The sequence below is a fragment of the Streptomyces cinerochromogenes genome, assembly GCF_014648635.1.
In the GTDB taxonomy this organism is placed as follows: domain Bacteria; phylum Actinomycetota; class Actinomycetes; order Streptomycetales; family Streptomycetaceae; genus Streptomyces; species Streptomyces cinerochromogenes.
Map to the genome: position 1 here is coordinate 69,691 of NZ_BMRM01000002.1, position 26,514 is coordinate 96,204.

The 26,514-nt window shown below is 71.9% G+C and carries 26 protein-coding genes and 1 tRNA gene; 13 read left to right on the plus strand and 14 right to left on the minus strand.

Annotated features, from left to right (window positions below; all coding sequences use genetic code 11):
• Positions 1-25 precede the first annotated feature (25 nt).
• The 4 genes from IEZ20_RS04070 to IEZ20_RS04085 are packed head-to-tail and all read left to right on the plus strand — an operon-like array spanning position 26 to position 2,192.
• Positions 26-409: a hypothetical protein gene (locus tag IEZ20_RS04070; protein WP_189294707.1), complete on the plus strand. Its 384-nt coding sequence runs from the start codon at positions 26-28 to the stop codon at positions 407-409.
• Entirely contained in the window at positions 406-1,275 is an 870-nt protein-coding gene (locus IEZ20_RS04075) for a transcriptional regulator (protein ID WP_189294708.1), read from the plus strand. The genes IEZ20_RS04070 and IEZ20_RS04075 overlap by 4 nt, the downstream gene beginning before the upstream one ends.
• A 31-nt stretch (positions 1,276-1,306) precedes the next feature.
• Positions 1,307-1,807: a roadblock/LC7 domain-containing protein gene (locus IEZ20_RS04080; RefSeq protein WP_189294709.1), complete on the plus strand. Its 501-nt coding sequence runs from the start codon at positions 1,307-1,309 to the stop codon at positions 1,805-1,807.
• 10 nt (positions 1,808-1,817) lie between these two features.
• A complete protein-coding gene (locus tag IEZ20_RS04085; protein ID WP_189294710.1) occupies positions 1,818-2,192 on the plus strand; it encodes a roadblock/LC7 domain-containing protein in 375 nt (124 codons plus the stop codon).
• Between the two features lie 7 nt (positions 2,193-2,199).
• Here the strand turns inward: IEZ20_RS04085 and IEZ20_RS04090 are convergent, their stop codons facing one another.
• Together IEZ20_RS04090 and IEZ20_RS04095 are read right to left on the minus strand one after the other, a co-directional pair.
• Positions 2,200-2,784, minus strand: a complete 585-nt coding sequence (locus IEZ20_RS04090; RefSeq protein ID WP_189294711.1) for a hypothetical protein — start codon at positions 2,782-2,784, stop codon at positions 2,200-2,202.
• 162 nt (positions 2,785-2,946) lie between these two features.
• Positions 2,947-3,789 carry a MurR/RpiR family transcriptional regulator gene (locus IEZ20_RS04095; protein ID WP_189294712.1) on the minus strand — a complete coding sequence of 281 codons (843 nt, stop codon included), beginning with the start codon at positions 3,787-3,789 and terminating at the stop codon, positions 2,947-2,949.
• A gap of 193 nt (positions 3,790-3,982) precedes the next feature.
• Between IEZ20_RS04095 and IEZ20_RS04100 the strand changes: the two genes are divergently transcribed.
• Entirely contained in the window at positions 3,983-4,423 is a 441-nt protein-coding gene (locus IEZ20_RS04100; RefSeq protein WP_189294713.1) for a hypothetical protein, read from the plus strand.
• A gap of 12 nt (positions 4,424-4,435) precedes the next feature.
• Here the strand turns inward: IEZ20_RS04100 and IEZ20_RS04105 are convergent, their stop codons facing one another.
• Positions 4,436-5,197 carry an SDR family oxidoreductase gene (locus IEZ20_RS04105; protein ID WP_189294714.1) on the minus strand — a complete coding sequence of 254 codons (762 nt, stop codon included), beginning with the start codon at positions 5,195-5,197 and terminating at the stop codon, positions 4,436-4,438.
• 147 nt (positions 5,198-5,344) lie between these two features.
• Between IEZ20_RS04105 and IEZ20_RS04110 the strand changes: the two genes are divergently transcribed.
• Positions 5,345-6,199: a helix-turn-helix transcriptional regulator gene (locus IEZ20_RS04110; protein ID WP_189294715.1), complete on the plus strand. Its 855-nt coding sequence runs from the start codon at positions 5,345-5,347 to the stop codon at positions 6,197-6,199.
• Between the two features lie 489 nt (positions 6,200-6,688).
• On the opposite strand, the gene IEZ20_RS04115 is transcribed toward IEZ20_RS04110, so the two are convergent.
• Complete coding sequence (locus tag IEZ20_RS04115; protein ID WP_189294716.1) at positions 6,689-8,083, minus strand: cystathionine beta-synthase; 1,395 nt, start codon at positions 8,081-8,083, stop codon at positions 6,689-6,691.
• A gap of 157 nt (positions 8,084-8,240) precedes the next feature.
• On the opposite strand from IEZ20_RS04115, the gene IEZ20_RS04120 reads away from it, so the two are divergent.
• The 3 genes from IEZ20_RS04120 (at position 8,241) to IEZ20_RS04130 (ending at position 11,722) form a co-directional block, all read left to right on the plus strand.
• A complete protein-coding gene (locus IEZ20_RS04120; protein ID WP_189294717.1) occupies positions 8,241-9,260 on the plus strand; it encodes an SGNH/GDSL hydrolase family protein in 1,020 nt (339 codons plus the stop codon).
• 142 nt (positions 9,261-9,402) lie between these two features.
• A complete protein-coding gene (locus IEZ20_RS04125; protein WP_189294718.1) occupies positions 9,403-10,620 on the plus strand; it encodes an acetyl-CoA C-acetyltransferase in 1,218 nt (405 codons plus the stop codon).
• 283 nt (positions 10,621-10,903) lie between these two features.
• Positions 10,904-11,722: a hypothetical protein gene (locus tag IEZ20_RS04130; RefSeq protein ID WP_189294719.1), complete on the plus strand. Its 819-nt coding sequence runs from the start codon at positions 10,904-10,906 to the stop codon at positions 11,720-11,722.
• Between the two features lie 46 nt (positions 11,723-11,768).
• Here IEZ20_RS04130 and IEZ20_RS04135 read toward each other — a convergent pair whose 3' ends face one another.
• A complete protein-coding gene (locus IEZ20_RS04135; protein ID WP_189294720.1) occupies positions 11,769-12,080 on the minus strand; it encodes a hypothetical protein in 312 nt (103 codons plus the stop codon).
• A 99-nt stretch (positions 12,081-12,179) separates the two neighbouring features.
• Between IEZ20_RS04135 and IEZ20_RS04140 the strand changes: the two genes are divergently transcribed.
• Positions 12,180-12,410 carry a DUF4287 domain-containing protein gene (locus tag IEZ20_RS04140; protein ID WP_189294721.1) on the plus strand — a complete coding sequence of 77 codons (231 nt, stop codon included), beginning with the start codon at positions 12,180-12,182 and terminating at the stop codon, positions 12,408-12,410.
• A 113-nt stretch (positions 12,411-12,523) separates the two neighbouring features.
• Here the strand turns inward: IEZ20_RS04140 and IEZ20_RS04145 are convergent, their stop codons facing one another.
• From IEZ20_RS04145 to IEZ20_RS04155, 3 genes are all read right to left on the minus strand, one after another.
• A complete protein-coding gene (locus IEZ20_RS04145) occupies positions 12,524-13,384 on the minus strand; it encodes a Bax inhibitor-1/YccA family protein (protein WP_189294722.1) in 861 nt (286 codons plus the stop codon).
• A 191-nt stretch (positions 13,385-13,575) separates the two neighbouring features.
• Entirely contained in the window at positions 13,576-14,751 is a 1,176-nt protein-coding gene (locus IEZ20_RS04150; RefSeq protein WP_189294723.1) for a 4-hydroxybenzoate 3-monooxygenase, read from the minus strand.
• Between the two features lie 194 nt (positions 14,752-14,945).
• Positions 14,946-15,029, minus strand: a tRNA-Leu gene (locus IEZ20_RS04155).
• A gap of 391 nt (positions 15,030-15,420) precedes the next feature.
• On the opposite strand from IEZ20_RS04155, the gene IEZ20_RS04160 reads away from it, so the two are divergent.
• Both IEZ20_RS04160 and IEZ20_RS04165 read left to right on the plus strand, forming a co-directional pair.
• On the plus strand, positions 15,421-16,191 hold the full coding sequence (locus tag IEZ20_RS04160; RefSeq protein ID WP_189294724.1) for an ABC transporter ATP-binding protein: 771 nt from the start codon (positions 15,421-15,423) through the stop codon (positions 16,189-16,191).
• The gene (locus IEZ20_RS04165) at positions 16,191-18,719 is read left to right on the plus strand and encodes an ABC transporter permease (protein WP_189294725.1); all 2,529 of its coding nucleotides are present in this window, start codon (positions 16,191-16,193) and stop codon (positions 18,717-18,719) included. The genes IEZ20_RS04160 and IEZ20_RS04165 overlap by 1 nt, the downstream gene beginning before the upstream one ends.
• A 108-nt stretch (positions 18,720-18,827) precedes the next feature.
• Here the strand turns inward: IEZ20_RS04165 and IEZ20_RS04170 are convergent, their stop codons facing one another.
• On the minus strand, positions 18,828-20,120 hold the full coding sequence (locus IEZ20_RS04170; RefSeq protein WP_189294726.1) for an SAM-dependent methyltransferase: 1,293 nt from the start codon (positions 20,118-20,120) through the stop codon (positions 18,828-18,830).
• A 307-nt stretch (positions 20,121-20,427) separates the two neighbouring features.
• Between IEZ20_RS04170 and IEZ20_RS04175 the strand changes: the two genes are divergently transcribed.
• The gene (locus IEZ20_RS04175; protein WP_189294727.1) at positions 20,428-21,087 is read left to right on the plus strand and encodes a hypothetical protein; all 660 of its coding nucleotides are present in this window, start codon (positions 20,428-20,430) and stop codon (positions 21,085-21,087) included.
• Positions 21,088-21,239: 152 nt separating this feature from the next.
• On the opposite strand, the gene IEZ20_RS04180 is transcribed toward IEZ20_RS04175, so the two are convergent.
• From IEZ20_RS04180 to eno, 5 genes are all read right to left on the minus strand, one after another.
• Positions 21,240-22,619: an NAD(P)/FAD-dependent oxidoreductase gene (locus tag IEZ20_RS04180; protein ID WP_189294728.1), complete on the minus strand. Its 1,380-nt coding sequence runs from the start codon at positions 22,617-22,619 to the stop codon at positions 21,240-21,242.
• 456 nt (positions 22,620-23,075) lie between these two features.
• Complete coding sequence (locus IEZ20_RS04185; protein WP_189294729.1) at positions 23,076-24,017, minus strand: Ppx/GppA phosphatase family protein; 942 nt, start codon at positions 24,015-24,017, stop codon at positions 23,076-23,078.
• Positions 24,014-24,550 carry a DUF501 domain-containing protein gene (locus IEZ20_RS04190; protein ID WP_189294730.1) on the minus strand — a complete coding sequence of 179 codons (537 nt, stop codon included), beginning with the start codon at positions 24,548-24,550 and terminating at the stop codon, positions 24,014-24,016. The genes IEZ20_RS04185 and IEZ20_RS04190 overlap by 4 nt, the downstream gene beginning before the upstream one ends.
• Positions 24,551-24,600: 50 nt before the next feature.
• Positions 24,601-25,077 (minus strand): FtsB family cell division protein, encoded by a 477-nt coding sequence (locus tag IEZ20_RS04195; RefSeq protein WP_189294731.1) that lies wholly within the window; start codon positions 25,075-25,077, stop codon positions 24,601-24,603.
• 103 nt (positions 25,078-25,180) lie between these two features.
• The gene (eno, locus tag IEZ20_RS04200; RefSeq protein WP_189294732.1) at positions 25,181-26,476 is read right to left on the minus strand and encodes a phosphopyruvate hydratase; all 1,296 of its coding nucleotides are present in this window, start codon (positions 26,474-26,476) and stop codon (positions 25,181-25,183) included.
• Positions 26,477-26,514: the final 38 nt, after the last annotated feature.

The window sequence follows — 26,514 nt, forward strand, 5'->3', positions numbered from 1 at the left end:
AGTCACAGGCGGGAGGGGAGCCACGGTGCCCGGAATCGACGAGTGCTTACTGGAAGCGATGCGGCTGCCCGGTGCCCGGGGGGCCGCGCTGGTGGACTGGACGAGCGGACTGGCCCTCGGCACGGTCGGGGAGGCACCCGGCGGCGATCACGAGACGACCGCCGCCGAGGCCGCCGAACTGGCCCGGATGGCCGCCGAGCACGGCACCTTCGCGGCGCGCGGCGATGACGCGCCCCCGGTGGAGGACGTGATCATCAGCAACGGGGACAGCTACCACCTGCTGCGCTTCGTGGACACGTCCTTCGACAGCAGCGTGTTCCTGCACCTGTGGCTCGGCCGCGAGGAGGGCAACCTGGCGCTCGCCCGGATACGCCTCGGCGAGATGGCCGCCCGGCTGGTGCTGGGATGACCGTGGTCAGGACCCCTTCGCCGGCCCTGCCGGTGCGGGACAGGGGCGCCACCCGCGCCCTGTCCCCGATGCTGACCCGGCTCGCCGAGGAGCGGGCCACCGGCGTCCTGGTCCGCGAACACGGCGTCCTGTACCTGGCCGAGGGCCGGGTGGTGCACGCCGAGAGCCCCCTCGCCCCGGGCCTCGACGTGCTCCTCACGGCCCACGGCACACTCGCGGGCACCGCCTGGCAGCAGGCCGCCGCGCAGAGCCCGGGCCCCCTGCACGCGGCCGAGCTGCTGCTGCGCTCCGGGGTGCTGCCCACGGGCGCGCTGGAGCTGTGCCACCTGGACGCGCTGTACGACGCCGGGTACTTCACGCTGGCGCCGAGCAGCACCCCGGGCCGGTTCCGGTACGACGCCGCGCCCCGCCTCGGCCCGCTGCCCTCGGTCCCGGTCGTCGCGCTGGAACGCGAGACGCTGCGCCGCCGTCTGCTGCTGCACCGGCTCTGGCCCGACCCGGCCGCCGACAGCGCCCCGCTGATCCGCGCGGACCCGGCCGCCGGCCGCACGCCCGGGGCGCCGGTCACCCCCCGCCAGCGCGCCGTCCTGGACCGCGTGGACGGTGTGCGCACGGCCGCCGACATCGCGCGGAACCTCGGCCGGCAGGCGTTCCACACGCTGGTCGACGTACGCCGGCTCACGGCGGCCGGGCTCATCGCGCCCGCGCCCACGGCCCCCGCCCCGCCGCCCCCGGCACGGGCACCGGCACCGCACCCGGCACGGGCACCGGCACCGGCACCGGCACCGGCACCGGTCCACCTGGTCACCACCGACCCCGACATCGCGCTGCTGAAGAGGCTCAGGGATGCGCTGGAGGCGCTTTGAACGGCACCGCCCCGCCGAGAGGAGAGACCTGATGGTGGCCGAAGACGACCTGCGGACCGTCCTGGAGGAGCTGCACCGGCTGCGCACCCGGGTGCCCCAGCTCACCGGCGCCCTCGCGGCCGGCGTGGACGGTCTCGTCGTCGCCCACGACACCCCCGGCGTCGATCCGGAGGGCCTGGCCGCGCTCACCGCCGCCGCGCTCGGCGTCGCCGTGCGGATCAGCGACCACACCGGGCACGGCGGCTTCCGGGAGCTGCTGGTGCGCGGCGAGCGCGGCTACATCGCCACCTACGCGGCCGGCCGCACCGCCGTCCTGACCCTGCTCGCCCAGGACCGGGTCAACGTCGGCCGGCTGCACCTGGAGGGCCGCCGGTCCGGCGCCCGCATCGGGGAACTGCTCGACGCCGTCGAGGCCGCACGCCCGCTCCCCAGGCCCACCGCCCCCGCCCGCACCCGCGCTCCTCGCGCGCCCCGCACCACGGCCGCCGAGGCGCGCACCGCAATCGACACGCGCACCGCAACCGACAGCTGAAAGGACCACCATGGCCAACACCGAGACCGCCCTGAAGGAAGCCCTCACCTCCATCGAGGGCGCCACCGGCGTCGCGCTCGTCGACTACACCAGCGGAATGGCGCTGGGCACGATGGGCGGCAGCAAGACCTTCGACCTGAACGTGGCCGCCGCCGGCAACACCGACGTGATCCGCGCCAAGATGCGCACGATGGAGATGCTGGGGCTCAAGGGCGGCATCGAGGACATCCTGATCACCCTGTCCGACCAGTACCACCTGATCCGTCTGCTGAGCAGCCGCGGCGGCAACGGCCTGTTCCTGTACCTGGTCCTCGACTCCGGCCGGGCCAACCTGGCCATGGCCCGGCACCAGCTGAAGAGGATCGAGGAGGACCTGGAGGTCTGACGGCGGCTCAGACCAGCGCCGCGGTACGGCGGCGGGCCCCGCCCGGGGCCGCGTCGCCGGCCGCGATGCCCGTACCGCGCAGGCCCTTCACGGCCTTGCCGGCCGGACGCCCGCCGCGCCGGTCGAGCCAGTCGACGCGCACCCACAGCAGCGTCTCGCCGGCCCGCTCCAGCCGCCCGATCCAGGCGGCCTTCAGCCGCACCCCGGTGCCGAGCCCGGCCAGCAGCATGCCGCCGGCCGCGGGCACCGCGAAGGCGGAGCCCAGCGCGGCCGCCCAGCCCAGCAGCAGCCACCAGCGGTGCCCCCGGCGCCAGGTGCGCACGGTCACCGCCCGGTCCTGCAGCACGTCGTACTTGCCCGCGCGGACCGCCCCGCGGGCCAGGGCGGTGTACCGGCCGCGCCGGACCAGCGCCACGACGGCCGCGCCGGCCAGGAACAGCACGGCCCCGGCCAGCACGCCGATCCGGCGCCCGGTCACTCCTTCCGGCACGATCCCGATCCCCGCGGCGGCCACCCCGAGCCACCACAGCGGTGCGGCCCCCGCCCGTACGACGACGGCCAGCCGGGCCAGTCCCTGTCCTCCGCGCGCCACGTCAGCCTCCCGTGTCACGTGTCCACAGCGCTTGTGTCCGCAGGGAAGCTAATAGCAGAACGTGAGACGAATCTGAGAGCGGCGGGGCCCGGTCGTCGCGAACCGGTCACCGTGACCCGGTCGTCGGGGCCCGGTCATCGTGACCCGGTCACTGTGACCCGGTCATTCGACGAACAGCCCGCGGGCCGCCGCCTTCGTGTCGAACTCCTCCAGGCGGGCCTGGGCGTCCGGCAGGTCGTCGCAGAGGGCCTCCAGCAGCACCCGGCCGAGCAGCATCGGCGCGCACGCGGTGTCGAAGGCGAGCCCGGTACCGACGGCGGCGGGCAGCAGCAGGTCGGAGTGCTTGGCGACCGGCGCGAACGCCGAGTCGGCGACGGTGACGACGGTCAGGCCGGCGTCCTGGGCGTAGGCGAGGGTGTCCACGACCTCGCGGGGGTGCCGGGGCAGCGCGAAGCAGAGCAGGGCGGTGGCGCCCGCGCGGACGGCGGCGTCGACGCGGTCCTGGATCATCGTGCCGCCCTCGTGCAGCAGCCGGACGTCCGGGTGGACCTTGGCGGCGAAGTACGCGAAGCCGTACGCCTGGGAGGCGGCGGCGCGCAGGCCGAGCACCGGCAGCGGGCGGGAGGCGGCGAGGATCCGGCCGGCCTTCTGCACCGGGCGCGGGTCCGCGAGCAGCTCGGCGAGGTGCTTCAGGTTCTCGATCTCGGCCTCGACGGCCTGCTGGTACTCGTTGTAGGCGGAGGCCTCGGCGGCCGGCTCGGCCGGGACGACCTCGCGCAGGTGCCTGCGCAGGGCCGGGTAGCCGTCGAAGCCGAGGGCGACCGCGAACCGGGTCACCGACGGCTGGCTGACCCCGGCCAGTTCGGCCAGCTCCACGCTGGACAGGAAGGGCACGTCGGCGGCCCGGCGCACCATGCTGTGCGCGATACGGCGCTGGGTCGGTGTGAGCCGGTGGCCCTCGAAGAGCGCCTGCAAGCGGTTGGCAGGGCTGTCGGTCGCGCTCATCACGTACTCCCCCTCCGGATTCCTCGACGCCCCGGGAGAGTACAGCGCCGAGGCATGGACGAACACGGACTGACTATTCAGACAGTGTGTCGCTGCATACCGTTATACAGCCCCGCGTGGGGGGTGCGCATGGCACCGGACCGGGGGGTTAGCCCCAGTGCGGCGCGGCGGACCGCTTCCTAGGCTGGCCGGTATGAGCACACTCGATCCGCGGGACGCCGGTCTCAGGTCGGACCCCGGCCTGGGGAAGGACCTGGACGCCACCGTGCGGGCCCGCCGGGAACTGGGCGACGACTACGACTCCGCCCTGGTGGAGTCGTTCCTGGAGAAGGTCGAGCAGCGGATCGACGGCATCGTGGACCGCCGGGTGCGCAGGCAGCTGGCCGAGCGGCAGATGGCGACGGCCCGCGAGAACCGGCACCCGAAGCCGGCCGACTCCTGGACCGAGCGCTACGGCTTCGCCCTGATCACGCTGGTGCTGGCCATCCCGCTGTCCGCGATCGCCGGTGCCTTCGCGGGGCTCGCCGGGATGGTGGTCACCTGGCTCGGCATCGTCGGCGTCAACGCGGTCCAGGCGGCGCGGCTCCACCCGGACCTGTTCACCGGCCGCGACGCTTCCGCGCGGGACGACTGACCGCCCCGGACATCAGGCCTGCCGGGTCGGCAGCACCATGATCTGGCGGAGGTTGACGTGCCGGGGGCGGCTGGTGGCGTAGGCGACGACGTCCGCGACCTCGGCCGCGGAGAGCCCGCCGATCGCCCCGAACATCTCCTCCAGCTGCCCGGACAGCTCCGCACTGCCGACGTGCGTCTTCAGCTCCGTCTCCGTCAGTCCCGGCTCGATGTTGGTGACCCGGACGTCCCGCGGGCCCAGCTCGCCGCGCAGCGACTGCGACAGGTAGGTGACGGCCGCCTTGGTCGCCCCGTACACCGCGTAGTTGGGGAAGGTCACGTGGGCGCCGATGGAGGAGATGTTCACCAGGTCGGCGGTGCGTCCCTGGGCCGCGGCGGCCAGCAGGTCCCCGGTGAAGGCGCGGATCATCCGCAGCACCCCGGTGACGTTGGTGTCGAGCATCCGCTGCCACTCGTCGATCCGGCCGTCGTCGACCGGGTTCGGCAGCATGACGCCGGCGTTGTTGACGAGGAGGTCGACGGCCCCGAACGCCTCGTGGATCCGGTCCCGGGCGGCCTCCACGGAGCCGTCGTCGGTGACGTCGGCGGCCACGGCGAGGGCCTCGCCGCCCTCCGCGCGAATCTTGTCCACCAGCAGCTGGAGCCGGTCCGCGCGCCGGGCGAGCAGCGCCACCCGGGCACCCTCCGCGGCCAGTTGCCGTGCCACGGCCTCGCCGATCCCGCTGGCGGCTCCGGTGACGACGGCGGTACGGCCGGACAGGTTCTCGTACGACATGGTGTTCCCTCGGGGTCGCTGGCCGGGGCGTTTCCCCGGCGGCTGACACCACTCTCACCGCGGCCGGCCGTCGTACCCAGGGATGCGCTTTTCCTGGGTCTGCCAGTACCAGGATGGCACCGGCACCGCTCCCCTACGATCGGGCCCATGGACGGGGACTGGACCGAAGCAGAGGTGGGCGACTTCCTGCGCTCACGCCGCGCCCGCATCCGGCCGGAGGAGGTCGGGCTGCCCGTGTACGGGCGGCGCCGGGTGCCGGGGCTGCGCCGCGAGGAGGTGGCCCAGCTCGCGGGCGTGAGCGTCGACTACTACGTCCGGCTGGAACAGGGCCGGGGCACGAACGTGTCGGACGCCGTCCTGGACGCGGTCGCACGGGTGCTGCGGCTGGACGAGACCGAGCACGCGTACCTGCGCACGGTGGCCCGTCCCCGCCGGCAGCCCGGGCGACCGGCCCCCGCGCCCCGCGTGCGCCCCGGCGTCCAGCTCATCCTCGACGGCTTGGAGCGCAACCCCGCGTTGCTGCTGGGCCGCCGCATGGAGGTGCTCGCCTGGAACGCGCTCGGCGACGCGGTGAACGGCTTCAGCCGCATGGCACCGGCCGAGCGGTACATGCCCCGGCACGTCTTCCTCGCCCCGGACGCCCGGGACCTCTACCCCGAGTGGGCGGCGGTGGCCGCGCAGACGGTCGCCCACCTGCGCCTGAACGCGGGCCGGTACGCCGACGACCCCGGGCTGTGCGCCCTGGTCGGCGAACTCTCCGTGAAGAGCGAGGACTTCCGCCGGCTGTGGGCGGACCACGAGGTCAGGGAGTGCGCGTACGGCGTGAAGAAGATACGGCACCCGGTCGCGGGCCTGCTGACCCTGCCGTACGAGACCCTGGCCGTCCCCGCGGACCCGGACCAGACCATCGTGGTCTACACGCCCGAGCCGGGCTCGGAGACGGCGGAACGGCTCGCCCTGCTGGGGAGTTGGAAGGCGACGGCCACCGCGACCGCCGACTGACGGCCCCCGAGACCGTCGGCCGAGGAGCCCCGGCGGCGGCAACCGCCTCCGCGGAAGCGGCGGCGGTCCAGCCGGAAAGAGGGATGCGCGGGGACCGCCGCACCCCCGTTTCCGGGGGGCGGGACGACGGCGGTCCCCGCGAAGGACGCGGGCCGGGTCAGGCCGGGCTTGCGCGTCCGTGGCGTCCATGGAGGTCCGGGAGCCGCTCCGGAGGTCCTTGGCGCCGTTCGGTGCCGGTTTGGGAGGGGAGCCTCCCCAGTGCTCAACGCCTGGGCGGTTCCCCCGCCTCCCTGCCGACACCCACTACTGTGCCGGACCCGTGTTAAGCCGGTGCTGCGCGCACGTGACACGCTCGTACACCTTCCGCGAACCCCGGTCCTCGGCCCGTGCCGGTCACCGCCCTCGGCGGGACAGGACGGCAGGTCCCGCCGACCGCGGCCGGACCGGCTCACCGGAGCCGGCCTGCGGCGGCGGGGCACTCCCGTCAGGTCAGGCGGAAGGGTTCGCGAGGAACGCCAGGAGGTCCTGGCGGGTGACGATGCCCGCGGGCTTGCCGTCCACCAGGACCACCGCCGCGTCACGGCCTTCGAGGGCGGACATCAGGCGCTCCACCGGCTCTCCGGAACCGACGACCGGCAGCGGATCCGACATGTACTTCTCCAGCGGAGCGTCGGAAGGGGCGTGGTCGGTCGCCAGGGCGTGGAGCAACTCCCGCTCCTCCACCGCGCCGATCACCTCTCCCGCCATCACGTCGGGGTGTCCCGCTCCGGGGGCCACCACCGGCATCTGGGACACGCCGTACTCGCGCAGCACGCTGATCGCCTCCCCCACGGTCTCCGTGGGGTGCATGTGCACGAAGTTCGGCATGCCCTCCTCCGCGTCCGCCTTCTGCGCGAGGACCGCGCCGACCGTCTGGGCGGCCGAGGCGTCCTCGCTGAAGCCGTGCTGACCGATCCACTCGTCGTTGAAGATCTTGCTGAGGTAGCCGCGGCCGCTGTCCGGCAGGAGCACCACCACGACGTCGTCCGGGCCGAGCCGCTCGGCGACCTTCAGCGCGGCCACGACGGCCATGCCGCAGGAGCCGCCCACCAGCAGGCCCTCCTCCTTGGCCAGCCGGCGGGTCATCTGGAAGGAGTCCTTGTCGGAGACGGCGACGATCTCGTCCGCCACGGTGCGGTCGTAGGCGGTCGGCCAGAAGTCCTCGCCCACGCCCTCGACCAGGTAGGGCCGGCCGGAGCCGCCGGAGTACACCGAGCCCTCGGGGTCGGCGCCGATGACCTTGACCTTCCCCTGGCTGGCCTCCTTCAGGTAGCGGCCGGTGCCGGAGATGGTGCCGCCCGTGCCGACGCCCGCCACGAAGTGGGTGATCTTCCCGTCGGTCTGCTCCCACAGCTCGGGGCCGGTGGAGTGATAGTGCGAGAGCGGGTTGTTGGGGTTGGAGTACTGGTCGGGCTTCCAGGCGCCCGGGGTCTCACGGACGAGCCGGTCGGAGACGTTGTAGTAGGAGTCCGGGTGCTCCGGCGCCACGGCGGTCGGGCAGACCACGACCTCGGCACCGTACGCGCGCAGCACGTTGATCTTGTCGGCGCTCACCTTGTCGGGGCAGACGAAGATGCACTTGTAGCCCTTCTGCTGGGCCACGATGGCGAGTCCCACACCGGTGTTGCCACTGGTCGGCTCGACGATCGTGCCGCCCGGCTTCAGCTCGCCGCTCTGCTCGGCGGCCTCGATCATGCGCAGGGCGATACGGTCCTTCACCGATCCGCCGGGGTTGAAGTACTCCACTTTCGCCAGGACGGTCGCCTGGATGCCCTTGGTCACGCTGTTGAGCTTCACCAGCGGGGTGTTGCCGACGAGGCTGATCATCGAGTCGTGGAACTGCACCGTTGTCTCCGGTCGCTGCAAAAGAAGTGTTCGTAGTGGTGCCGCCAGCCTACGGCCCCGCGTGCGGCCGGGGTGGTCGTTCACTCCCAGTGGAGATTGACCCACGGTCCGTACGGGGCAAGGAGTGGGTACGGCTACGAGGAGGTGGCGGCGACGCATGACGAGCATGTCGAGGGCGCGGGTGGCCCGGCGCATCGCGGCCGGGGCGGCGTACGGCGGGGGCGGGGCCGGACTGGTCGGCGCGGCCGTCGTCGGGCTGGTGCTGGCGGAGGTACGGCTCGCCCGGCGCCATGTGGGCAACGGCAGCGGCGGCCGGGTGCCGGTGGCCGACGGGGTGTACGGCCACGCGTACGACATCCCCGGCGAGCCGCCCCTGCGCCTGACCATGCTCGGCGACTCCACGGCGGCGGGGCAGGGCGTGCACCGGGCGGGGCAGACGCCGGGGGCGCTGCTGGCCTCCGGTCTCGCGGCGGTGGCGGAACGCCCGGTGGAGCTGCGCAACGTGGCGGTGCCGGGGGCCCAGTCCGACGACCTGGACCGCCAGGTGGCCCTGGTGCTGTCCTCCCCCGGCCCCGTCCCGGACATCTGCGTGATCATGGTCGGCGCGAACGACGTGACCCACCGGATGCCGCCGACCCGCTCGGTACGGCACCTGTCGGCGGCGGTGCGGCGGCTGCGCACGGCCGGCGCGGAGGTGGTGGTCGGCACCTGTCCCGACCTCGGCACGATCGAGCCGGTGCAGCAGCCGCTGCGGTGGCTGGCCCGGCGGGCGTCCCGGCAGCTGGCGGCGGCGCAGACGATCGGGGTGGTGGAGCAGGGCGGGCGCACGGTGTCGCTGGGCGACCTGCTCGGGCCCGAGTTCGAGGCCAACCCCCGGGAGCTGTTCGGGCCGGACAACTACCACCCCTCGGCCGAGGGCTACGCGACCGCGGCGATGGCGGTGCTGCCGACGGTGTGCGCGGCGCTGGGCCTGTGGCCGGCGGACGAGGAACGGCCGGACGTGTCGCGCCGCGAGGGCTTCCTGCCGGTGGCGCGGGCGGCGGCGGAGGCCGCGTCGGAGGCGGGCACGGAGGTGACGGCGGCGATGCCGACGGGCCCGCGGGGACCGTGGGCGTTGCTGAAGCGCCGGCGCCGGCGGCGGGTACCCGAGGCGGAGCCGGCCACCCGGCCGCTCTGACCGTCTGCGCCGAGGACCGGCGGAGCCAAGCAAGCGCTTAGACAATTGCGGTCAGTGTCACACCGCAACACCGGTGACCTGGGCCATACGTACGGGTAACTTCCCAACCGGCCCTGCCCAACCCCCTTCCACTGGAGCCGTGATGCCCGAAGCCGTCATCGTCTCGACCGCCCGCTCCCCCATCGGCCGCGCGAACAAGGGCTCCCTGAAGGACCTGCGCCCCGACGACCTCACCGCCACGATCATCCAGGCCGCGCTCGCCAAGATCCCCGAGCTGGACCCCCGGGACATCGACGACCTGATGCTCGGCTGCGGCCTCCCCGGCGGCGAGCAGGGCCACAACCTCGGCCGGATCGTCGCCGTGCAGATGGGCATGGACCACCTGCCGGGCTGCACGATCACCCGTTACTGTTCCTCCTCCCTGCAGACGTCCCGCATGGCGCTGCACGCCATCAAGGCCGGCGAGGGCGACGTCTTCATCTCGGCCGGTGTCGAGATGGTCTCCAGCTACCGCAACGGCAGCTCCGACATGCCGGGCACCTACAACCCGCTGTTCGCCGAGGCGCAGGCCCGCACCGAGGCCGTCGCCCAGCAGGAAGGCACGACCTGGCACGACCCGCGCGAGGACGGCCTGCTGCCCGACCCGTACATCGCGATGGGCCAGACCGCCGAGAACCTGGCCCGCGCCAAGGGCGTCACCCGCCAGGAGATGGACGAGTTCGGCGTCCGCTCGCAGAACCTCGCCGAGGAAGCCATCAAGAACGGCTTCTGGGAGCGCGAGATCACCCCGGTCACGCTGCCCGACGGCACGGTGGTCAGCAAGGACGACGGCCCGCGCGCCGGCGTCACGCTGGAGGCCGTGCAGGGCCTGAAGCCGGTGTTCCGCCCGGACGGACTCGTCACCGCCGGCAACTGCTGCCCGCTGAACGACGGCGCCGCCGCGCTCGTCATCATGTCCGACACCAAGGCCCGCGAGCTGGGCCTGACCCCGCTCGCCCGGATCGTCTCCACCGGCGTCTCCGGCCTCTCCCCCGAGATCATGGGCCTCGGCCCCGTCGAGGCGAGCAAGCAGGCCCTTCAGCGCGCCGGCCTGACCATCGACGACATCGACCTGGTCGAGATCAACGAGGCCTTCGCCGCCCAGGTGATCCCGTCGTACCAGGACCTCGGCATCGACCTCGACAAGCTGAACGTCAACGGCGGCGCCATCGCCGTCGGCCACCCCTTCGGCATGACCGGCGCCCGCATCACCGGCACGCTCATCAACTCGCTCCAGTGGCACGACAAGCAGTTCGGTCTGGAGACGATGTGCGTCGGCGGCGGCCAGGGCATGGCGATGGTCATCGAGCGCCTCAGCTGACCCACCGTCCGTAGCGAACCCCGCACGGTACGTCGCAGAAGGGCCCAGAACCCAGGAAACACCACGGTTCTGGGCCTTTTCGTGATCCAATCTCCCCCAGGATGTGACCTATCTCGCTCGGCTGGCGCATCGGTGCAGGTCAGGGCCGGTCAGCGGAGCGTGCGGCGGAACGGCGGACCCAAAGTCCTGTCCGTTTCGTGACGTTACGCACTGACAGTTGGATAGTCCGCCCTTCAAGCTGATGTAGGAAGTCGGGGGTCGACTTTGAACCGGGAGTATGTCAGTGAGCGCCATGCCTATCGCCCTGCTGCTCACCACGGCAGCCACCGGCGCCGTGGGCGTCGCCGTCCTGCGCACCGTTCTGAAGCTGCGCCGCCAGCTCACCGAGCTGCAGCGGCAGCTCGCCGCCGACCAGGCGGCCTCGGCGCGCGCCCTGCTGCCGAACGCCCGTACCACCGCCGACGCCGAGCAGATACGCGCGGCCGTGGCCGCGGCACTCGCCGAGGAGCGGGAGCGCGAGCTGGCCGAGGCCCGTGCCTTCTGGGCGGCGCAGGAGGCCCGCGACGCCTCGGACGCGCCCTCGCTGTTCGGGCTGCCCGAGGCGGACGTCTTCCTGCCCCGGCAGGCGGACTTCGTCGGCCTGGAGCCGCTGGAGCCGGTGTCCGAGCCGAGCGTCGACGCCGAGGACTTCGCCGGGGGCACGCCTCCGGGCGCCCCTTCCGGAGACTCCCCGGAACTGGCCGCGGCCCGCCGCCGGCACCCCTCGCACCCCGACTTCGTCCCGGTGCAGTCGCCCGCCGTGGGTGACCACGAGCGCACGGTGACCACCCTGGAGGAGCTGGCCGCCGACCGCGTCGAACTCTCCGACGTCCGCCCCGGCCCGCTCGGCACCCTCGACGTCTACGTCTTCGCCGACGGCACCACCCTCTGCATGACCCCGGGCCACCGTGAGACGGCGGAACGCCTGGCGGCGGCCCTGGAGTCGGGCGAGTCCCCGTACCTGCTGGGCGGTTCGGGCATCTCGGGCGCGTACACGCTGACGTTCGCGTGCGGCGAGGAGACGGTCTACATCCTGGCGGACCGCGTCATCGCGTCCCTGTAGGACATCGCGTCCCTGTAGGACATCGCGTCCCTGTAGGACAGCGCCCTCAGACCCCCGCCCGCTGCCGCGCCTCCTCCACCAACCGCACCGCTTCGGCGACCTGGTCCTCACTGCGCACCACGACCGCGAGGTCGTGCGCGGCCACCAGGATCTGGTCGGCGGCGGCGAACATGCCGGCGTCCGGCATCTCCCGGGGCTCACGCCCCGGGTCCTCCATCAGCTGGGCCCGCCGGGAGAGTTCCCGGGCCACGGCCAAGGCCTCGGCGGCAGCGCCGCGTTGGAGCCGGCTCTGCGGTGCCGCCCGCAACCGGTCGGCGAAGTGATCCACTGCTTGGGTCAAGGGCGTCGTATCAACCACCAGCCGAGCGTAACCCGCCGCACTGTTGCCAATACGCGAACGCTCAGGCACGGTGACGTGAAGGACCGGCTTACATCCCCTTTGCGTTCGGAGGCGCCGATGTCCCACGTCTTCTCCGAGGAGACCCACCGCAATCTGCTCGCCCGCATCCCGCACTGCACCGGTCGTGAGATCTCCGACTGGCTGCGCACCGTCGAAGAAGGCCCGGCGCTCTTCCGCTTCGAGGAGAAGGTCAGCTGGCTCCGGCACGAGTACGACCTGGCGTACGGCCACGCGAAGGCGATCGTGCACGAGTACGACCTGAGGAGGGCGGCGCGCAAGCTGCTCTGAACGGCACAGGGCCCCGGGCGGATCGCCCGGGGCCCTGCCGGTGACCGGCGCTCACGCGCCGGTCGTTGTCCCTGACGGCCGTTGTCGCCGGCCGTTGTCGCCAGTCGTCGTCGCTAGTCGTTGCTGCTGAAGATCGCGACCAGCCGCAGCATCTCCACGTAGATCCACACCAGGGTCATGGTGAGGCCGAACGCGGCCAGCCAGGACTCGTTGCGCGGTGCGCCGTAGGCGATGCCGTCCTCGATCTGCTTGAAGTCGAGGGTGAGGAAGAACGCGCCGAGCAGGATCGCGATGATGCCGACGAGCGCGCCGAGCGGCCCGAAGCTGCGCAGTCCGCCGTCCTCGGCGACGCCGAAGGCGACCAGCAGCAGGTTGATCGCCATGACCACCATGAAGGCGATCGCGATGGCGATGCCGATGCGGGCGTAGCGCGCGGTGACGCGGATCCAGCCGGCCTTGTAGACCAGCAGGGTGGCACCGGAGACCGCCATGGTGCCGAGCACGGCCTGGAAGGGCGCGCCGCTCCACCGGCTGTTGAACATCTCGCTGAAGACGCCGAGGAAGACGCCCTCGAAGGCGGCGTACCCCAGGATCAGCGCGGGGGACGGGGTGCGCTTGAAGCTCTGGACCATCGCCAGGACGAACGCGATGAGCGCGGCGCCGACGGCCAGGCCGTAGCTGGTGCCCGAGACGGGCAGGAGCGCCCAGGCGAGGACGGCGCCGACGGCGACCGTACCGAGCGTGAGGGCCGAGCGGACGACGACGTCGTCCATGGTCATCCGGTCGGTGGTGGCCGGGGCCTGCGGCGGGGCGCCGTGCTGGACGTCACCCTGCGCGTACGGGTTCTGCGCGTACGGGTTCTGCGCGTACGGGTTGCCCTGTGCGTACCCGGCCTGCGGTGCGGTGTTGAAGCCGGCGTAGCCGTTGTCGCGGCTGAACCCCCGTCGCGAGAAGACCGGGTTGCTGCTCCTCATTTCACTCCTCCATGGCTGCCGAGCGCAGCCTTGGCTCAAGAGTAATGGATTGGCAAAGGATCGACCATGATACTTGAGGAGGATCTTTCTCTGTGGATCTTCCCTCGGTGGATCTTTCCCTGTGCCTCTTTCCCCTGCCGTGCTGCGCAACACGCTACGCGCGGGCCTGATTCCCGGCCACGGGCGGACGGCTAACCGAGCGGAAACCCCGTGTACGCCTCGGCCAGGTCGGTCTCGGCCGCGCGGGAGGAGGCGATCCGTTCCAGCCGGGCGAGCTGGAGGCGGGCGTCGAAGGCGGTGGCGTCCGGGGAGCGGTGCAGCAGGGTCGTCATGTCGTAGGAGAACCGCTCGGCCTGCCAGACCCGGCGCAGACAGGTCGCGGAGTAGGCGTCGAGGAGGTCCGGGGAGCCGGTCTCCTCCGCGTGGACGAGGGCCCGGGCGAGGGTGACGACGTCGCCAACGGCGAGGTTCAGCCCCTTGGCACCGGTGGGCGGGACGATGTGGGCGGCGTCGCCCGCGAGGAAGAGCCGGCCGTGCCGCATCGGCTCGTGCACGAAGGAGCGCATCGGCGTGACCGACTTCCGGGTGACGGGCCCGCGCTCCAGCCGCCAGCCGTCGTCCGTCTCGAACCGCCGCTCCAGTTCGTCCCAGATCTCCTCGTCACCCCACTCCTCGGCCTCGGTCCCGGCGGGCACCTGGAGGTAGAGCCGGGAGACGGCCGGCGACCGCATGGACAGCAGGGCGAAGCCGCGCTCGTGGCGGGCGTAGACGAGTTCGTCGTGCGAAGGGGGGACGTCGGCGAGGATGCCGAGCCAGGCGTAGGGGTACGTCCGCTCGAACACCCGAGAGACGCCGGCCGGGAAGGCCGCGCGGGCCACGCCCCGGAAGCCGTCGCAGCCGACGGCGTAGTCGCACTCCAGTACGTCTTCGCGCCCCTGGTGCCGGAAGGGGATCCGCGGCCGGTCGCCCTCCGCCCCCTCCACCGCCAGCGCCTCGGCCCCGAACAGCAGCGGGCCGCCCTCCTTCGACTGGAGCGCGATCAGGTCCTTGCAGACCTCGGTCTGGGCGTAGACGGTCACCGACCGCCCGCCGGTGAGCGCGGGGAAGCCGACGCGGTGCCGGCGCCGGTCGAACCGCAGCTCGATCCCGTCGTGCCGCAGCCCCTCCCGGTCCATCCGCTCCCCGGCCCCCACGGCCCGCAGCACGTCGACGGTCCCCTGCTCCAGAATCCCGGCCCGCTGCCGCCGCTCGACGTAGGCACGGTCACGGCTCTCCAGTACGACCGACTCGACACCGGCACGGTGCAGCAGCCGCGCGAGCAGCAGCCCGGCGGGCCCCGCTCCGATGATCCCGACGGTGGTGCGCATCGGCCGTCCCCTGTCTTCGCCACCCCAGGCCGCGTTCGTCTGGTGAACTTTCCTTCACTGACGTGGGACGTGAGTTTCGGACCGCACGGGGCACCCTGTCAACGGTCGCGCGGCGGTTCGATGGATTCAGGAGGTGACGCCACGAGGTGACGTCAGGAAGTGGCGTCAGGGAGTGACGTCATGGGGAGGGAAGGTGCCCGGAGCCGGACTTGAACCGGCACGCCCGCGAAGGGGCAGCGAGGTTTAAGCTCGCCGTGTCTGCATTCCACCATCCGGGCAGGCCATGGGCTCCGCTTCGAGGTTCGAGCCTATCGGGACCCATCCCCCGAACAGCGGACGGGTGGACCGATGTTGTCTTATTTTATTGACGTCTGAGGGTGCATCAGCCGACGGAACGCGCCATCCGCACTTGCCAATAGCCTGACGCGACGGCTTTGCGCGCGTACGTGAAATGACGGAATTTCACCGTCCGAACGAGGGCGTTCCACCTGTTCTCCGGACGGCGGGAGTCAGGGTCGCCCGTCCTCCCCAGGTATGACACCGGGCCGCCCCGTCCGACCCGAGTCCCCCTCCGGAACCGGAACAGCGACTGACTCCACGCGTGCTGCGCGCCGGGACGATGGATCCGTCCCCCACGAACAGACGTCGTACCGACAGGAGCCTCCTCCCGTGACCACCACACCCACCGCCGGCCGGACCACCGCCGTGGCCGCACGCGCCACGGAGCTGTCGAAGATCTACGGGCAGGGTGAGACCCGGGTGGTCGCCCTGGACCGGGTCTCCGTCGACTTCCGGACCGCCGAGTTCACCGCGATCATGGGGCCGTCCGGCTCCGGCAAGTCCACGCTGATGCACTGCGTGGCCGGACTGGACACCTTCTCCTCCGGGTCCGTCCGGATCGGGGACACCGAGCTGGGGTCCCTGAAGGACAAGCAGCTCACCAAGTTGCGCCGGGACAAGATCGGCTTCATCTTCCAGGCGTTCAACCTGCTGCCCACGCTGACCGCCCTGGAGAACATCACCCTCCCGATGGACATCGCCGGGCGGAAGCCGGACAAGGCGTGGCTGGACCGGGTCATCGAGATGGTCGGGCTGTCCGGGCGGCTCGGCCACCGGCCCTCGCAGCTCTCCGGCGGCCAGCAGCAGCGCGTCGCCGTCGCCCGCGCCCTGGCCTCCCGGCCCGAGATCATCTTCGGTGACGAGCCGACCGGGAACCTGGACTCCCGCTCCGGCGCCGAGGTCCTCGGCTTCCTGCGCAACTCCGTGCGCGAGCTGGGGCAGACCGTCGTCATGGTCACGCACGACCCGGTGGCCGCCGCCTACGCGGACCGCGTCATCTTCCTGGCCGACGGGCGGATCGTCGACGAGATGTACGGCCCGACGGCCGACTCCGTCCTCGACACCATGAAGCAGTTCGACGCGAAGGGCCGTACCAGCTGATGTTCCGCACCGCCCTGCGCAACGTCCTCGCGCACAAGGCCCGGCTCCTGATGACCGTGCTCGCCGTCATGCTCGGCGTGGCGTTCGTCTCCGGGACGCTGGTCTTCACCAACACCATCTCCGACGCCTACCAGAAGAGTTCGGCCAAGGGATTCGACCGGGTCGACGTCGCCGTACGGCCCGAGTACCAGGACTCCGAGGGCGACAAGGTCGGCACGACGCCCCGGCTGACCCGGGCCCTGCTCGACAAGGCCGCCAAGGTCCCCGGCGCCGCCTCCGCCACCGGTGTCGTCACCGGCTTCACCGCCCTCGCCGACAAGGACGGCAAGCTCGTCGGCGGCGACTGGCAGTCCGCCGGCGGCAACTACTGGGGCACCGAGGACCCGCGTTACCCGCTGGTCAGCGGCCACGCCCCGCGTGGCAGCCACGAGGTGGCGATCGACTCGGCGACCGCGCAGCGGGCCGGCTACCGGGTCGGCGACACCGTGCGCCTCTCCGTCGACGGCCCGGTCCTCACGCCCACCGTCAGCGGCATCTTCACCACCGACGACGGCAACGTCGCCGCCGGCGGCAGCCTCACCCTGTTCGACACGGCGACCGCGCAGTCCCTGTTCGGCAAGAAGGGCACGTACGACGAGATCGACGTGCAGGCCGCGCCCGGCACCGGCCAGGCGGCGCTCAAGGCCGAGCTGGACAAGGCCCTGCCCGCGAAGCTGGTGGACACCACCACCGGCCGGCAGCTCGCCGACGACCAGGCCGAGGCGATCTCCTCCTCGATGAGCGGCCTGAAGCAGGGCCTGCTGGTGTTCGCCGGCATCGCCCTGTTCGTCGGGACGTTCATCATCGCCAACACCTTCACCATGCTGGTCGCCCAGCGCACCCGCGAACTGGCCCTGCTGCGGGCCGTCGGCGCCTCCCGCCGCCAGGTCACCCGCTCGGTGCTCCTGGAGGCCTTCGCGGTCGGCGCGGTCGCCGGCGTGGCCGGCCTCGCCGCCGGTGTCGGCATCGGCGCGGGCCTGCGCTCCCTGCTGGGCTCCTTCGGCGCGAGCGTCCCCGACGGACCGCTGGTGATCAGCCCCGGCACGGTGGTCACCGCCCTCGCGGTCGGCATCCTCATCACCATGCTGGCCGCCTGGCTGCCCGGCCGCCGGGCCGCGAAGATCCCGCCGGTCGCGGCGATGAGCAGCGTGCACGCCCAGGCCACGGCCAAGTCGCTGGTGCTGCGCAACACCCTGGGCTCGCTGTTCGCGGCGGCGGGCGTCGCGACGGTCCTGGCCGGCACGAGGATGGACGCCGACACCGGCCAGGGCGTGATGGGCATCGGCGCGGTCCTGCTCATCATCGGCGTGTTCATCCTGACCCCGCTGCTGTCCCGCCCGCTGATCGCCGCCGCCGCGCCGGTGCTGCGCGCCTTCGGGGTGTCGGGCAAGCTGGCCCGGCAGAACTCGGTGCGCAACCCGCGCCGTACCGCGGCCACCGCCTCCGCGCTGATGATCGGCCTGACCCTGATCACCGGCATGACGGTGATGGCGGGCAGCCTGCAGCAGTCCATCGACAAGATGGCCAGCTCGGCGATCCGCGCCGACTACGTCGTCTCGATGGCCAACCGCGGCCCGCTCTCCCCCGAGGTGGAGAAGAAGCTCGCCGCCGCCGACGGGGTCACCGCCAGCAGCCCGCTGCGCAACGGCGAGTCCCGCATCGACGGCGGCACGCAGTACCTGACCGGTGTCGACGGCGCGGCCATCGGCAAGCTGACCGACCTGAAGGTGACCGACGGCTCCTTCACGGTGGGCGGCACGCGGGTCGTCGTGGACGAGGACCGGGCCGAGCAGCACGGCTGGAAGGCCGGCTCGCGGTTCACCGCGCACTTCGAGGACGGCAAGGCGGCGCGGCTGACGGTCGCGGGGGTCTACGAGGGCAACGACATGCTCAACGGGATCATCCTCGACAACAAGGTCCTCACCCCGCACCTGACCGACCCGGCCGACATGCAGGTCATGGTCAAGACCGCCGCCGGCGCCTCCGACGCGGTCAAGGACCGGCTGGAGAAGACCCTCGGCACCAACCCGGCGATCAAGGTCCAGGACAAGCAGGACATCTCCAACGAGATCGCGCAGATGTTCACGCTGATGCTGAACATGGTCTACGGCCTGCTCGGCATGGCGGTGATCGTCGCGGTGCTCGGCGTGATCAACACGCTGGCCATGTCCGTCTTCGAGCGGGCGCAGGAGATCGGCATGCTGCGCGCGATCGGCCTGGACCGTCGTTCGGTCAAGCGGATGGTCCGCCTGGAGTCCCTGGTGATCTCCCTGTTCGGCGGGGTGCTGGGCATCGGCCTGGGCGTGTTCTTCGGCTGGGCGGCCGGCGAGCTGCTGGGCACCAAGATGCCGACGTACGAGCTGGTGCTGCCCTGGGGCCGGATGGCGGTGTTCCTGCTGCTGGCGGGCGTGGTCGGCGTCCTGGCCGCGCTGTGGCCGGCCCGCCGCGCGGCCCGGCTGAACATGCTGACGGCCATCAAGGCCGAGTAGGCGCAGCAGAGCGCGCAGACGGTCGTACGACGGTGAAGGGGGCCCCTCGGGAAGGGGCCCCCTCTGTCGTACCGCCGGCAGCCGTGGCCCCGGCAGCCGTGCCGCCGGTCAGCCGTGCCAGGTGCGCGGCCGCAGCGGGAGGCCGGAGGCGCCGGACTCCGGGGTGCGGATCGCGAGGACCTGGTTGACGCCGATGCGGTTGCGTTCGAAGGCGAGCGCGCAGGCGGCCATGTACAGCAGCCAGACCCGGGCCCGGCCCGGACCGGTGAGCCGGACCGCGCGGTCCCAGTCGGCCTCCAGGTTGGTGACCCAGCGGCGCAGGGTGCGGGCGTAGTGCTCGCGGATGGACTCCACGTCCCGGACCTCGAAACCGGCCCGTTCCAGCTGGGTGACGGTGGAGCCGACGGGGGCCAGTTCGCCGTCCGGGAAGACGTAGGAGTCGATGAACGCGTCGACCTCGTACGCCGACTCGTCGGTCTGCGGGCGACGGGCGATCTGGTGGTTGAGCAGCCGGCCGCCGGGCTTCAGCAGGCTGTGCAGCCGGCGGGCGTACTCCAGGTACCGTTCGGCGCCGACGTGTTCGGCCATGCCGATGGAGGAGATCGCGTCGAAGGGGCCGTCCGTGACGTCCCGGTAGTCCTGGACCCTGATCTCCACCCGGTCGGTCAGTCCCTCGTCGGCGACGCGCTTGCGGGCGTACGCCGCCTGCTCCTGGGACAGCGTGACGCCGACGACGCTCACGCCGTGCTCGCGGGCCGCGTGGATGGCCATGGAGCCCCAGCCGCAGCCGACGTCCAGCAGCCGCTGACCCTCCTTCAGGCCGAGCTTGGCGCAGACGAGTTCGAGCTTGTCGCGCTGGGCGGTCTCCAGGGTTCCGGCGTCCTCCCAGTAGGCGCAGGAGTAGACCATGGACGGGCCGAGGACGATCTCGTAGAAGTCGTTGCCGACGTCGTAGTGGTGGCTGATGGCCCGCTTGTCCGTGCGGCGCGTGTGCAGGCGCCGGCGGGGCCTGCGGATCTCCTCGCGCGGCGGGGCGGGCGGGACCGGCGGCCCGGCCAGTTTCAGCAGCTCGCGGGCGGCGGCCCGGACGCCGGGGTCGCGCACGGCCTGCCCGAGGCTGCGGGCGTCCTCGCCGCGCTCCCAGACGAGGCCCGCCATCAGGTCGAGCGTCGTGTACAGGTCGCCCTCGATGTCCAGGTCACCGGAGACCCAGGCGCGGGCGAGGCCCAGTTCGCCCGGTTTGAACAGCATGCGGCGCAGGGCGCGGCGGTTGCGCACGACGAGCGCCGGCGCGTCGGGCGGCCCGGCCTGTGATCCGTCCCAGGCCTTCAAGCGCACCGGGAGCGGGGCCCCCAGCATCTGCTCGGCAAGACTCCTCAGCCGCTGCGCGGCTTCGGCCATGGCGCACACCTCCGTCTTGAGACGTCTGACACCGTCCACCGGAAAACGATCGCCTACGCCGATGTCATTCCCCTCCGTATCCGGATGCCGACACTCCGCGGCCGTGCGGACCGGACGTCGCGGCCGGATCACCCGTGCGGCGGGGGCGGGCGGGAGGACGAAAGGGGCGCGGAATTGTGCGGCGCACCCCGGGTCCGGTCAAGCCCCGAGTCCGCGTGCCACGGGAAGCCGGGGCATGACCCGCCCCCGGGCCCCGGGTCGTAATGGAGACATCCCCACTCCCCCTCTCCCAAGGATGTGCATCCCGATGACCCGTCTCTCCCGCTTCCAGCGCCTCACTCTCCTCGCCGCCTCCGCCACGGTGATCACCGGCGGTGTGCTGCTGCCCGGCACCGCGTTCGCCGCCCCGGCGTCGCAGACCGCGGCCGTCACCGACGTCGCCGCGCACTGGACGCAGACCACCGACTCCCCGAGCGGCATCTCGATCCAGCTTCCGGGCAAGGCCGAGGCCCAGAAGACGAACGACAACGGTGTGACCACCCGCTGCTACATCACGCAGACCCCGTACGGGGCCATGGGCTTCAGCGTGGACGAGGTGCCCGGCACGGACGCGTCCGCTCCGTGGGACCTCCAGGGCAGCCTCAAGGCGGCCGTCGACGGCTACAACTCCGACTCCAAGTCGTCCGACGACGTGCTGCGCAGCACCGACGTCAAGGAGGGCATCACCGCGGACGGCCACCGCGAACTGAGTGCGGAGCTGACCGCGCCCGACGGCACCAGGGGGCACATCTACCTGGTGGACCAGGGCAAGTACCTGGTCACCGTGTTCACGGCCTCCGTGAACGGCCATCTGGACCAGATGGACCGCGACCACCAGCACGCCCTGGACAGCATCAAGGTGCCGGACAGCCAGGCCGGGCAGTCCGACCGGGCCGACCGGTCCAGCGAGGCGCCGCGCTCCATCTGACCGACGGCGACGACCACGGTGCCGACCACGGCGAAGAGCCGCGGCGAAGACCCCCGGTGACAACCGACGTGAACGACCGCACACAGCCCGAAGGGGCCGCCCGCACCACGGATGGCAGGCGGCCCCTTCGGGCTGAGCTGGTGGACCTGAGGTCAGGAGGCCTTGGCCTTCTCCTCGGACTTGCTCGCGGCGACCGGCGCCGGCTTGGCGGCCTCGTAGAACTCCTCGCGAGGGTTCTCCATGGCGCCCAGCGACACGACCTCGCGCTTGAGGAACATGCCGAGGGTCCAGTCGGCGAAGACGCGGATCTTGCGGTTCCAGGTCGGCATCGCCATGCCGTGGTAGCCACGGTGCATGTACCAGGCGAGGCGGCCCTTGAGCTTGATCTTCACCTTGCCCATGACGATCATCGCCACGCCCTTGTGCAGGCCGAGACCGGCGACCGCACCCTTGTTGGCGTGCTCGTACTCCTTCTGCGGGAAGCCCCGCATACCGGAGACCACGTTGTCGCCGAGCACCTTGGCCTGGCGCAGCGCGTGCTGGGCGTTCGGCGGGCACCAGGCGTTCTCGTTGCCCGCCTTGCGGCCGACGAGGTCCGGGACCTGCGCGTTGTCACCGGCGGCCCAGATGTAGTCCGTGCCCTTGACCTGGAGCGTGGGCTCGCAGTCGACGTGGCCGCGCGGGCCGAGGGGCAGACCGAAGCGGGCGAGGGCCGGGTTCGGCTTGACGCCGGCCGTCCACACGATCGTGTTGGCGTCGACCTCGAGGCCGTTCTTCAGCACGACGTGACCGTCGACGCAGGAGTCCATCGAGGTGGAGAGGTAGATCTCCACGCCCCGGCTCTCCAGGTGCTCCTTGCCGTACTGGCCGAGCTTGGGGCCGACCTCGGGGAGGATCTTGTCGGCGGCGTCGACCAGGATGAAGCGCATGTCCTCGCGGGACACGTTCTTGTAGTACTTGGCGGCGTCCCGGGCCATGTCCTCGACCTCGCCGATGGTCTCCGCGCCCGCGAAGCCACCGCCGATGAAGACGAAGGTGAGCGCCTTGCGGCGGATCTCCTCGTCGGTCGTGGAGTCGGCCTTGTCCAGCTGCTCCAGCACGTGGTTGCGCAGGCCGATGGACTCCTCGATGCCCTTCATGCCGATGCCCTGCTCGGCGAGGCCGGGGATCGGGAAGGTGCGGGAGACCGCGCCGAGCGCGATGACCAGGTAGTCGAAGGGCAGCTCGTACGCCTCGCCCACCAGCGGGGCGATCGTGGCGACCTTGCGGTCCTGGTCGATGGTGGTGACCCGGCCGGTGAGGACCTCCGCCTTCGGCAGCACGCGTCGCAGCGGGACGACGACATGGCGAGGGGAGATGTTGCCGGCGGCGGCTTCGGGGAGGAAGGGCTGGTAGGTCATGTACGACCGGGGGTCGACGACCGTGACGGTCGCCTCGCCGTAGCGCATCTTCTTGAGGATGCGCCGAGCTGCGTACAGGCCTACGTACCCACCGCCTACTACGAGGATCCTGGGACGCTCCGTGGTGCTCATGCCATCGAGTATCCACCCGCCGTCCGGGGGCCGCTCGTGCGCCCCTTCACAAGGTCTGACAGGCCCTGTGTTAAACTCCGCGGCCCGCGTGACGCAGGTCATGCGGACGACGGGGAACCGCGGGGCGCTTCGCCCCGTTGTCAAGGCCGCGTGAGCTGCCTCTCCAGGCCTCCGGGGTGACCGTGAGGGCGTGGTGACACCCTCGGAACAACCCCTTCCGGGCCCCTTCCGCGCCCTTCATCTGAACATGTTCAAACGACTCTTGACCCCCCGGAAGGGCCAGTGGACCCCATTCCGGGACCCACTCGGAGGGAATTCCTTGTGAAGAACTTCACGAAGTTTCCCGCGCCGGTACGACCAAGGGCCCCTCAAGGGGGCCCCGGCACCGCTCAAACGGTATCCAACCTGCTCAGCAGTTGACTACCGATGAGTAACAAAAGAGAGCTACGCCACCGCTCACGCCACCGACCAGGCGATGCCGTCGAGGATGTCGTGCTCGCTCACCACGACCTCCTCCGCGCCGATCCGCTCCATGATCGCGAGCAGGACGAGGGCGCCCGCGCCGATGACGTCGACCCGGCCCGGGTGCATGGACGGGACCGCGGCGCGCTCGGCGTGCGTGGAGCGCAGCAGCCACTCGGTGATCTCGCGGACGCGGTCCCGGGAGATCCGGGAGTGGTGGATGCGGGTGGAGTCGTACTCGGGCAGCTCCTGGGCGATCGCGGACACCGTCGTGACCGAGCCGGCCAGCCCCACCAGGGTGTGCGCCTCGCGCAGCGGGACCGTCCGCTCGGCGAGGTCGAGGGCGGCCTCGATGTCGGCCCTTATGGCGGCGATCTGCTCCTCGGTGGGCGGGTCGCTCACCCGGCCCTCGTGCACCAGGTGCCGCTCGGTCATCCGCACGCAGCCGACGTCCACCGACCGGGCGGCGCGCACGTGGTCGTCCCCGACGACGAACTCCGTGGAGCCGCCGCCGATGTCCACGACCAGGTAGGGCCGGGTCAGGTCGGTGCGGCCGGTGAGTTCCCTGGTGGCGCCGGTGAAGGAGAACTCGGCCTCCTGGTCGCCGCTGATGACCTCCGGCTCGACCCCGAGGATGTCCAGCACGCCCCGCACGAAGTCGTCGCGGTTCTCGGCGTCGCGGGAGGCGGAGGTGGCCACGAAGCGCAGCCGCTCGGCGCCGTACTCCTTGATGACGGCCGCGTACTCACGGCAGGCCGCGAAGGTGCGCTCCAGCGCCTCCGGGGCGAGCCGGCCGGTGCGGTCGACGCCCTGGCCGAGCCGCACGATGGTCATCCGGCGGTCCAGCTCCGTCAGTTCGCCCGTCTCCGGGTCGGCGTCGGCGACCAGCAGGCGGATGGAGTTGGTGCCGCAGTCGACGGCGGCGACGCGGGTCACGGCCGGCCCTCCTCGGTCTCGTCGGACGTCACGCACGCGCCCTTGCGCCACCACTCCGGCAGCATCGCCAGCGCCTCGTCGCCGAGCGGGTTCACCCCGGGGCCGGCGGCCAGGGAGTGGGCGACGAGCACGTGCAGGCACTTGACCCGGTCCGGCATGCCGCCCGCGCTCGGGAAGCCCTGCAGGACCTCGATCTCGTCCCGGCGCCGGATGTAGTCCTCGTGCGCGGCCCGGTAGGCGGCGGCCAGCTCGGGGTCGGTCTGCAGCCGCTCGGTCATCTCCTTCATCACGCCGTTCGCCTCCAGCGTGCCGATGGCGGAGGACGCCTTGGGGCACGTCAGGTAGTACAGCGTCGGGAAGGGGGTGCCGTCGGGCAGGCGCGGAGCCGTCTCCACGACGTCCGGCTGACCGCAGGGGCAGCGGTGCGCGATGGCCCTGAGGCCCCGCGGCGGGCGGCCCAGCTGCTGCTTGAAGGCCTCTACGTCCGCGTCGGTGGGCTCGGTGCGCGGAGTGGGCGGCGGAGGCGTTTCCATGACTGCTTTCGGGGTGGCTTTCTGGTCGTTGTGCCGGCGTTCGCGCCGGCTCACTGGTCGGAGGCGTCGGACTTGTCGACGCCGTCCCAGACGTTCGCGTACCAGGGCCGGTGGGCGGCCCCGAGGTCGGCGCGGGACTGCTTGGCCGCGCCCGGGTCGATGACCACGTACCCGGTCTCGCCGGGCCGCACGTAGTGCAGACGGCGGCGGATCTGCTGCTCGGCGTAGGCGTCGTCCTGCCAGCGCGCCTTGAGGTCGCGCAGCTGCTCGACCCGCTCGCGGGCCTGCTCCCGCTGCCGCCGGAGGTCGGCGATCTCCGCGCGCTGGGAGACGTACTGCCGCATCGGGTAGGCGAGGGCGACGACCAGCGAGCAGAGCACCAGCGCGAGCAGCGCCGCCCGGCCGGTGAGCCGGGAGCGGCGGGCCTGCCGCTTGGTCTGGGAGCGGTAGACCCGGGCGGCCGTCTGCTCGCCGAGCAGCCGCAGCCTGGTCGCGGTGGAGAACCGGTCACGGTCCTTCACTGCCATCTTCCCCGCCTCCCGTTCACACACGCGCGTACGTCCCCGGACACGGTACGGGACCGGGTGCGGGGACGTACGTACGACTGGCTAGGCCTTACGCCAGGTTGGCTCAGCCCTTCGAGACCGCGCCCCGGAAGCGGGGGAACGCGCTGCGGCCGGCGTACACCGCGGCGTCGTCGAGGATCTCCTCGATGCGCAGCAGCTGGTTGTACTTGGCGACGCGCTCGGAGCGGGCCGGGGCGCCGGTCTTGATCTGGCCGCAGTTGGTGGCGACGGCCAGGTCGGCGATGGTGACGTCCTCGGTCTCGCCGGAGCGGTGGGACATCATGCACTTGAAGCCGTTGCGCTGGGCCAGCTCGACGGCGTCCAGGGTCTCGGTCAGCGAGCCGATCTGGTTGACCTTGACCAGCAGGGCGTTGGCGGCGCCCTCCTCGATGCCGCGGGCCAGGCGCTCGGGGTTGGTGACGAACAGGTCGTCGCCGACGAGCTGGACCTTGTCACCGAGCTTGGCGGTGATGGTCTTCCAGCCCTCCCAGTCGTCCTCGAACAGCGGGTCCTCGATGGAGACCAGCGGGTACGCCTCGACCAGCTCGGCGTAGTACTCGGTCATCTCGGCGGCGGAGCGCTCCTTGCCCTCGAAGAGGTAGGAGCCGTCCTTGTAGAACTCGGACGCGGCGACGTCGAGGGCGAGCGCGATCTGCTCGCCGGGGGCGTAGCCGGCCTCCTTGATGGCCTCCAGGATGAGGTCGAGGGCCTCGCGGTTGGAGCCGAGGTTCGGGGCGAAGCCGCCCTCGTCGCCGAGGCCGGTGGACAGGCCCTTGTTCTTCAGGACCTTCTTCAGCGTGTGGTAGACCTCGGTGCCCCAGCGCAGGGCCTCGGAGAAGGACTCCGCGCCGATCGGAGCGATCATGAACTCCTGGATGTCCACGTTGGAGTCGGCGTGCGAGCCGCCGTTCAGGATGTTCATCATCGGCACCGGCAGCAGGTGCGCGTTCGGACCGCCCAGGTAGCGGAAGAGGGGCAGGTCGCTGGCCTCGGAGGCGGCGTGGGCGACGGCGAGCGAGACGCCGAGGATGGCGTTGGCGCCGAGGGAGCCCTTGTTGTCGGTGGCGTCCAGGTCGAACATGGCCTGGTCGATCAGGCGCTGCTCGGTGGCGTCGTAGCCGACCAGCTCCGGGCCGATCTGCTCGATCACGGCGAGGACGGCCTTCTCGACGCCCTTGCCCTGGTAGCGGTTCGGGTCACCGTCGCGCAGCTCGATGGCCTCGAAGGCGCCGGTCGAGGCGCCGGACGGGACGGCGGCACGACCCGTGCTGCCGTCGTCGAGGCCGACCTCGACCTCGACCGTGGGGTTGCCTCGGGAGTCCAGGATTTCCCGGGCTACGACGACGTCGATGGACGGCACGAGCATCTCCTTCTTGGATGTGACGCTGGAAGTGCGGG

What these genes read in the sequence shown, in the direction of transcription:
- IEZ20_RS04075 (WP_189294708.1), top strand. Translation starts at nt 406, where the DNA reads ATGACCGTGGTCAGGACCCCTTCGCCGGCCCTGCCGGTGCGGGACAGG.
- IEZ20_RS04080 (WP_189294709.1), top strand. Translation starts at nt 1,307, where the DNA reads ATGGTGGCCGAAGACGACCTGCGGACCGTCCTGGAGGAGCTGCACCGG.
- IEZ20_RS04085 (WP_189294710.1), top strand. Translation starts at nt 1,818, where the DNA reads ATGGCCAACACCGAGACCGCCCTGAAGGAAGCCCTCACCTCCATCGAG.
- IEZ20_RS04095 (WP_189294712.1), bottom strand. Translation starts at nt 3,789, where the DNA reads ATGAGCGCGACCGACAGCCCTGCCAACCGCTTGCAGGCGCTCTTCGAG.
- IEZ20_RS04100 (WP_189294713.1), top strand. Translation starts at nt 3,983, where the DNA reads ATGAGCACACTCGATCCGCGGGACGCCGGTCTCAGGTCGGACCCCGGC.
- IEZ20_RS04105 (WP_189294714.1), bottom strand. Translation starts at nt 5,197, where the DNA reads ATGTCGTACGAGAACCTGTCCGGCCGTACCGCCGTCGTCACCGGAGCC.
- IEZ20_RS04110 (WP_189294715.1), top strand. Translation starts at nt 5,345, where the DNA reads ATGGACGGGGACTGGACCGAAGCAGAGGTGGGCGACTTCCTGCGCTCA.
- IEZ20_RS04120 (WP_189294717.1), top strand. Translation starts at nt 8,241, where the DNA reads ATGACGAGCATGTCGAGGGCGCGGGTGGCCCGGCGCATCGCGGCCGGG.
- IEZ20_RS04125 (WP_189294718.1), top strand. Translation starts at nt 9,403, where the DNA reads ATGCCCGAAGCCGTCATCGTCTCGACCGCCCGCTCCCCCATCGGCCGC.
- IEZ20_RS04140 (WP_189294721.1), top strand. Translation starts at nt 12,180, where the DNA reads ATGTCCCACGTCTTCTCCGAGGAGACCCACCGCAATCTGCTCGCCCGC.
- IEZ20_RS04145 (WP_189294722.1), bottom strand. Translation starts at nt 13,384, where the DNA reads ATGAGGAGCAGCAACCCGGTCTTCTCGCGACGGGGGTTCAGCCGCGAC.
- IEZ20_RS04150 (WP_189294723.1), bottom strand. Translation starts at nt 14,751, where the DNA reads ATGCGCACCACCGTCGGGATCATCGGAGCGGGGCCCGCCGGGCTGCTG.
- IEZ20_RS04165 (WP_189294725.1), top strand. Translation starts at nt 16,191, where the DNA reads ATGTTCCGCACCGCCCTGCGCAACGTCCTCGCGCACAAGGCCCGGCTC.
- IEZ20_RS04170 (WP_189294726.1), bottom strand. Translation starts at nt 20,120, where the DNA reads ATGGCCGAAGCCGCGCAGCGGCTGAGGAGTCTTGCCGAGCAGATGCTG.
- IEZ20_RS04175 (WP_189294727.1), top strand. Translation starts at nt 20,428, where the DNA reads ATGACCCGTCTCTCCCGCTTCCAGCGCCTCACTCTCCTCGCCGCCTCC.
- IEZ20_RS04180 (WP_189294728.1), bottom strand. Translation starts at nt 22,619, where the DNA reads ATGAGCACCACGGAGCGTCCCAGGATCCTCGTAGTAGGCGGTGGGTAC.
- IEZ20_RS04190 (WP_189294730.1), bottom strand. Translation starts at nt 24,550, where the DNA reads ATGGAAACGCCTCCGCCGCCCACTCCGCGCACCGAGCCCACCGACGCG.
- IEZ20_RS04195 (WP_189294731.1), bottom strand. Translation starts at nt 25,077, where the DNA reads ATGGCAGTGAAGGACCGTGACCGGTTCTCCACCGCGACCAGGCTGCGG.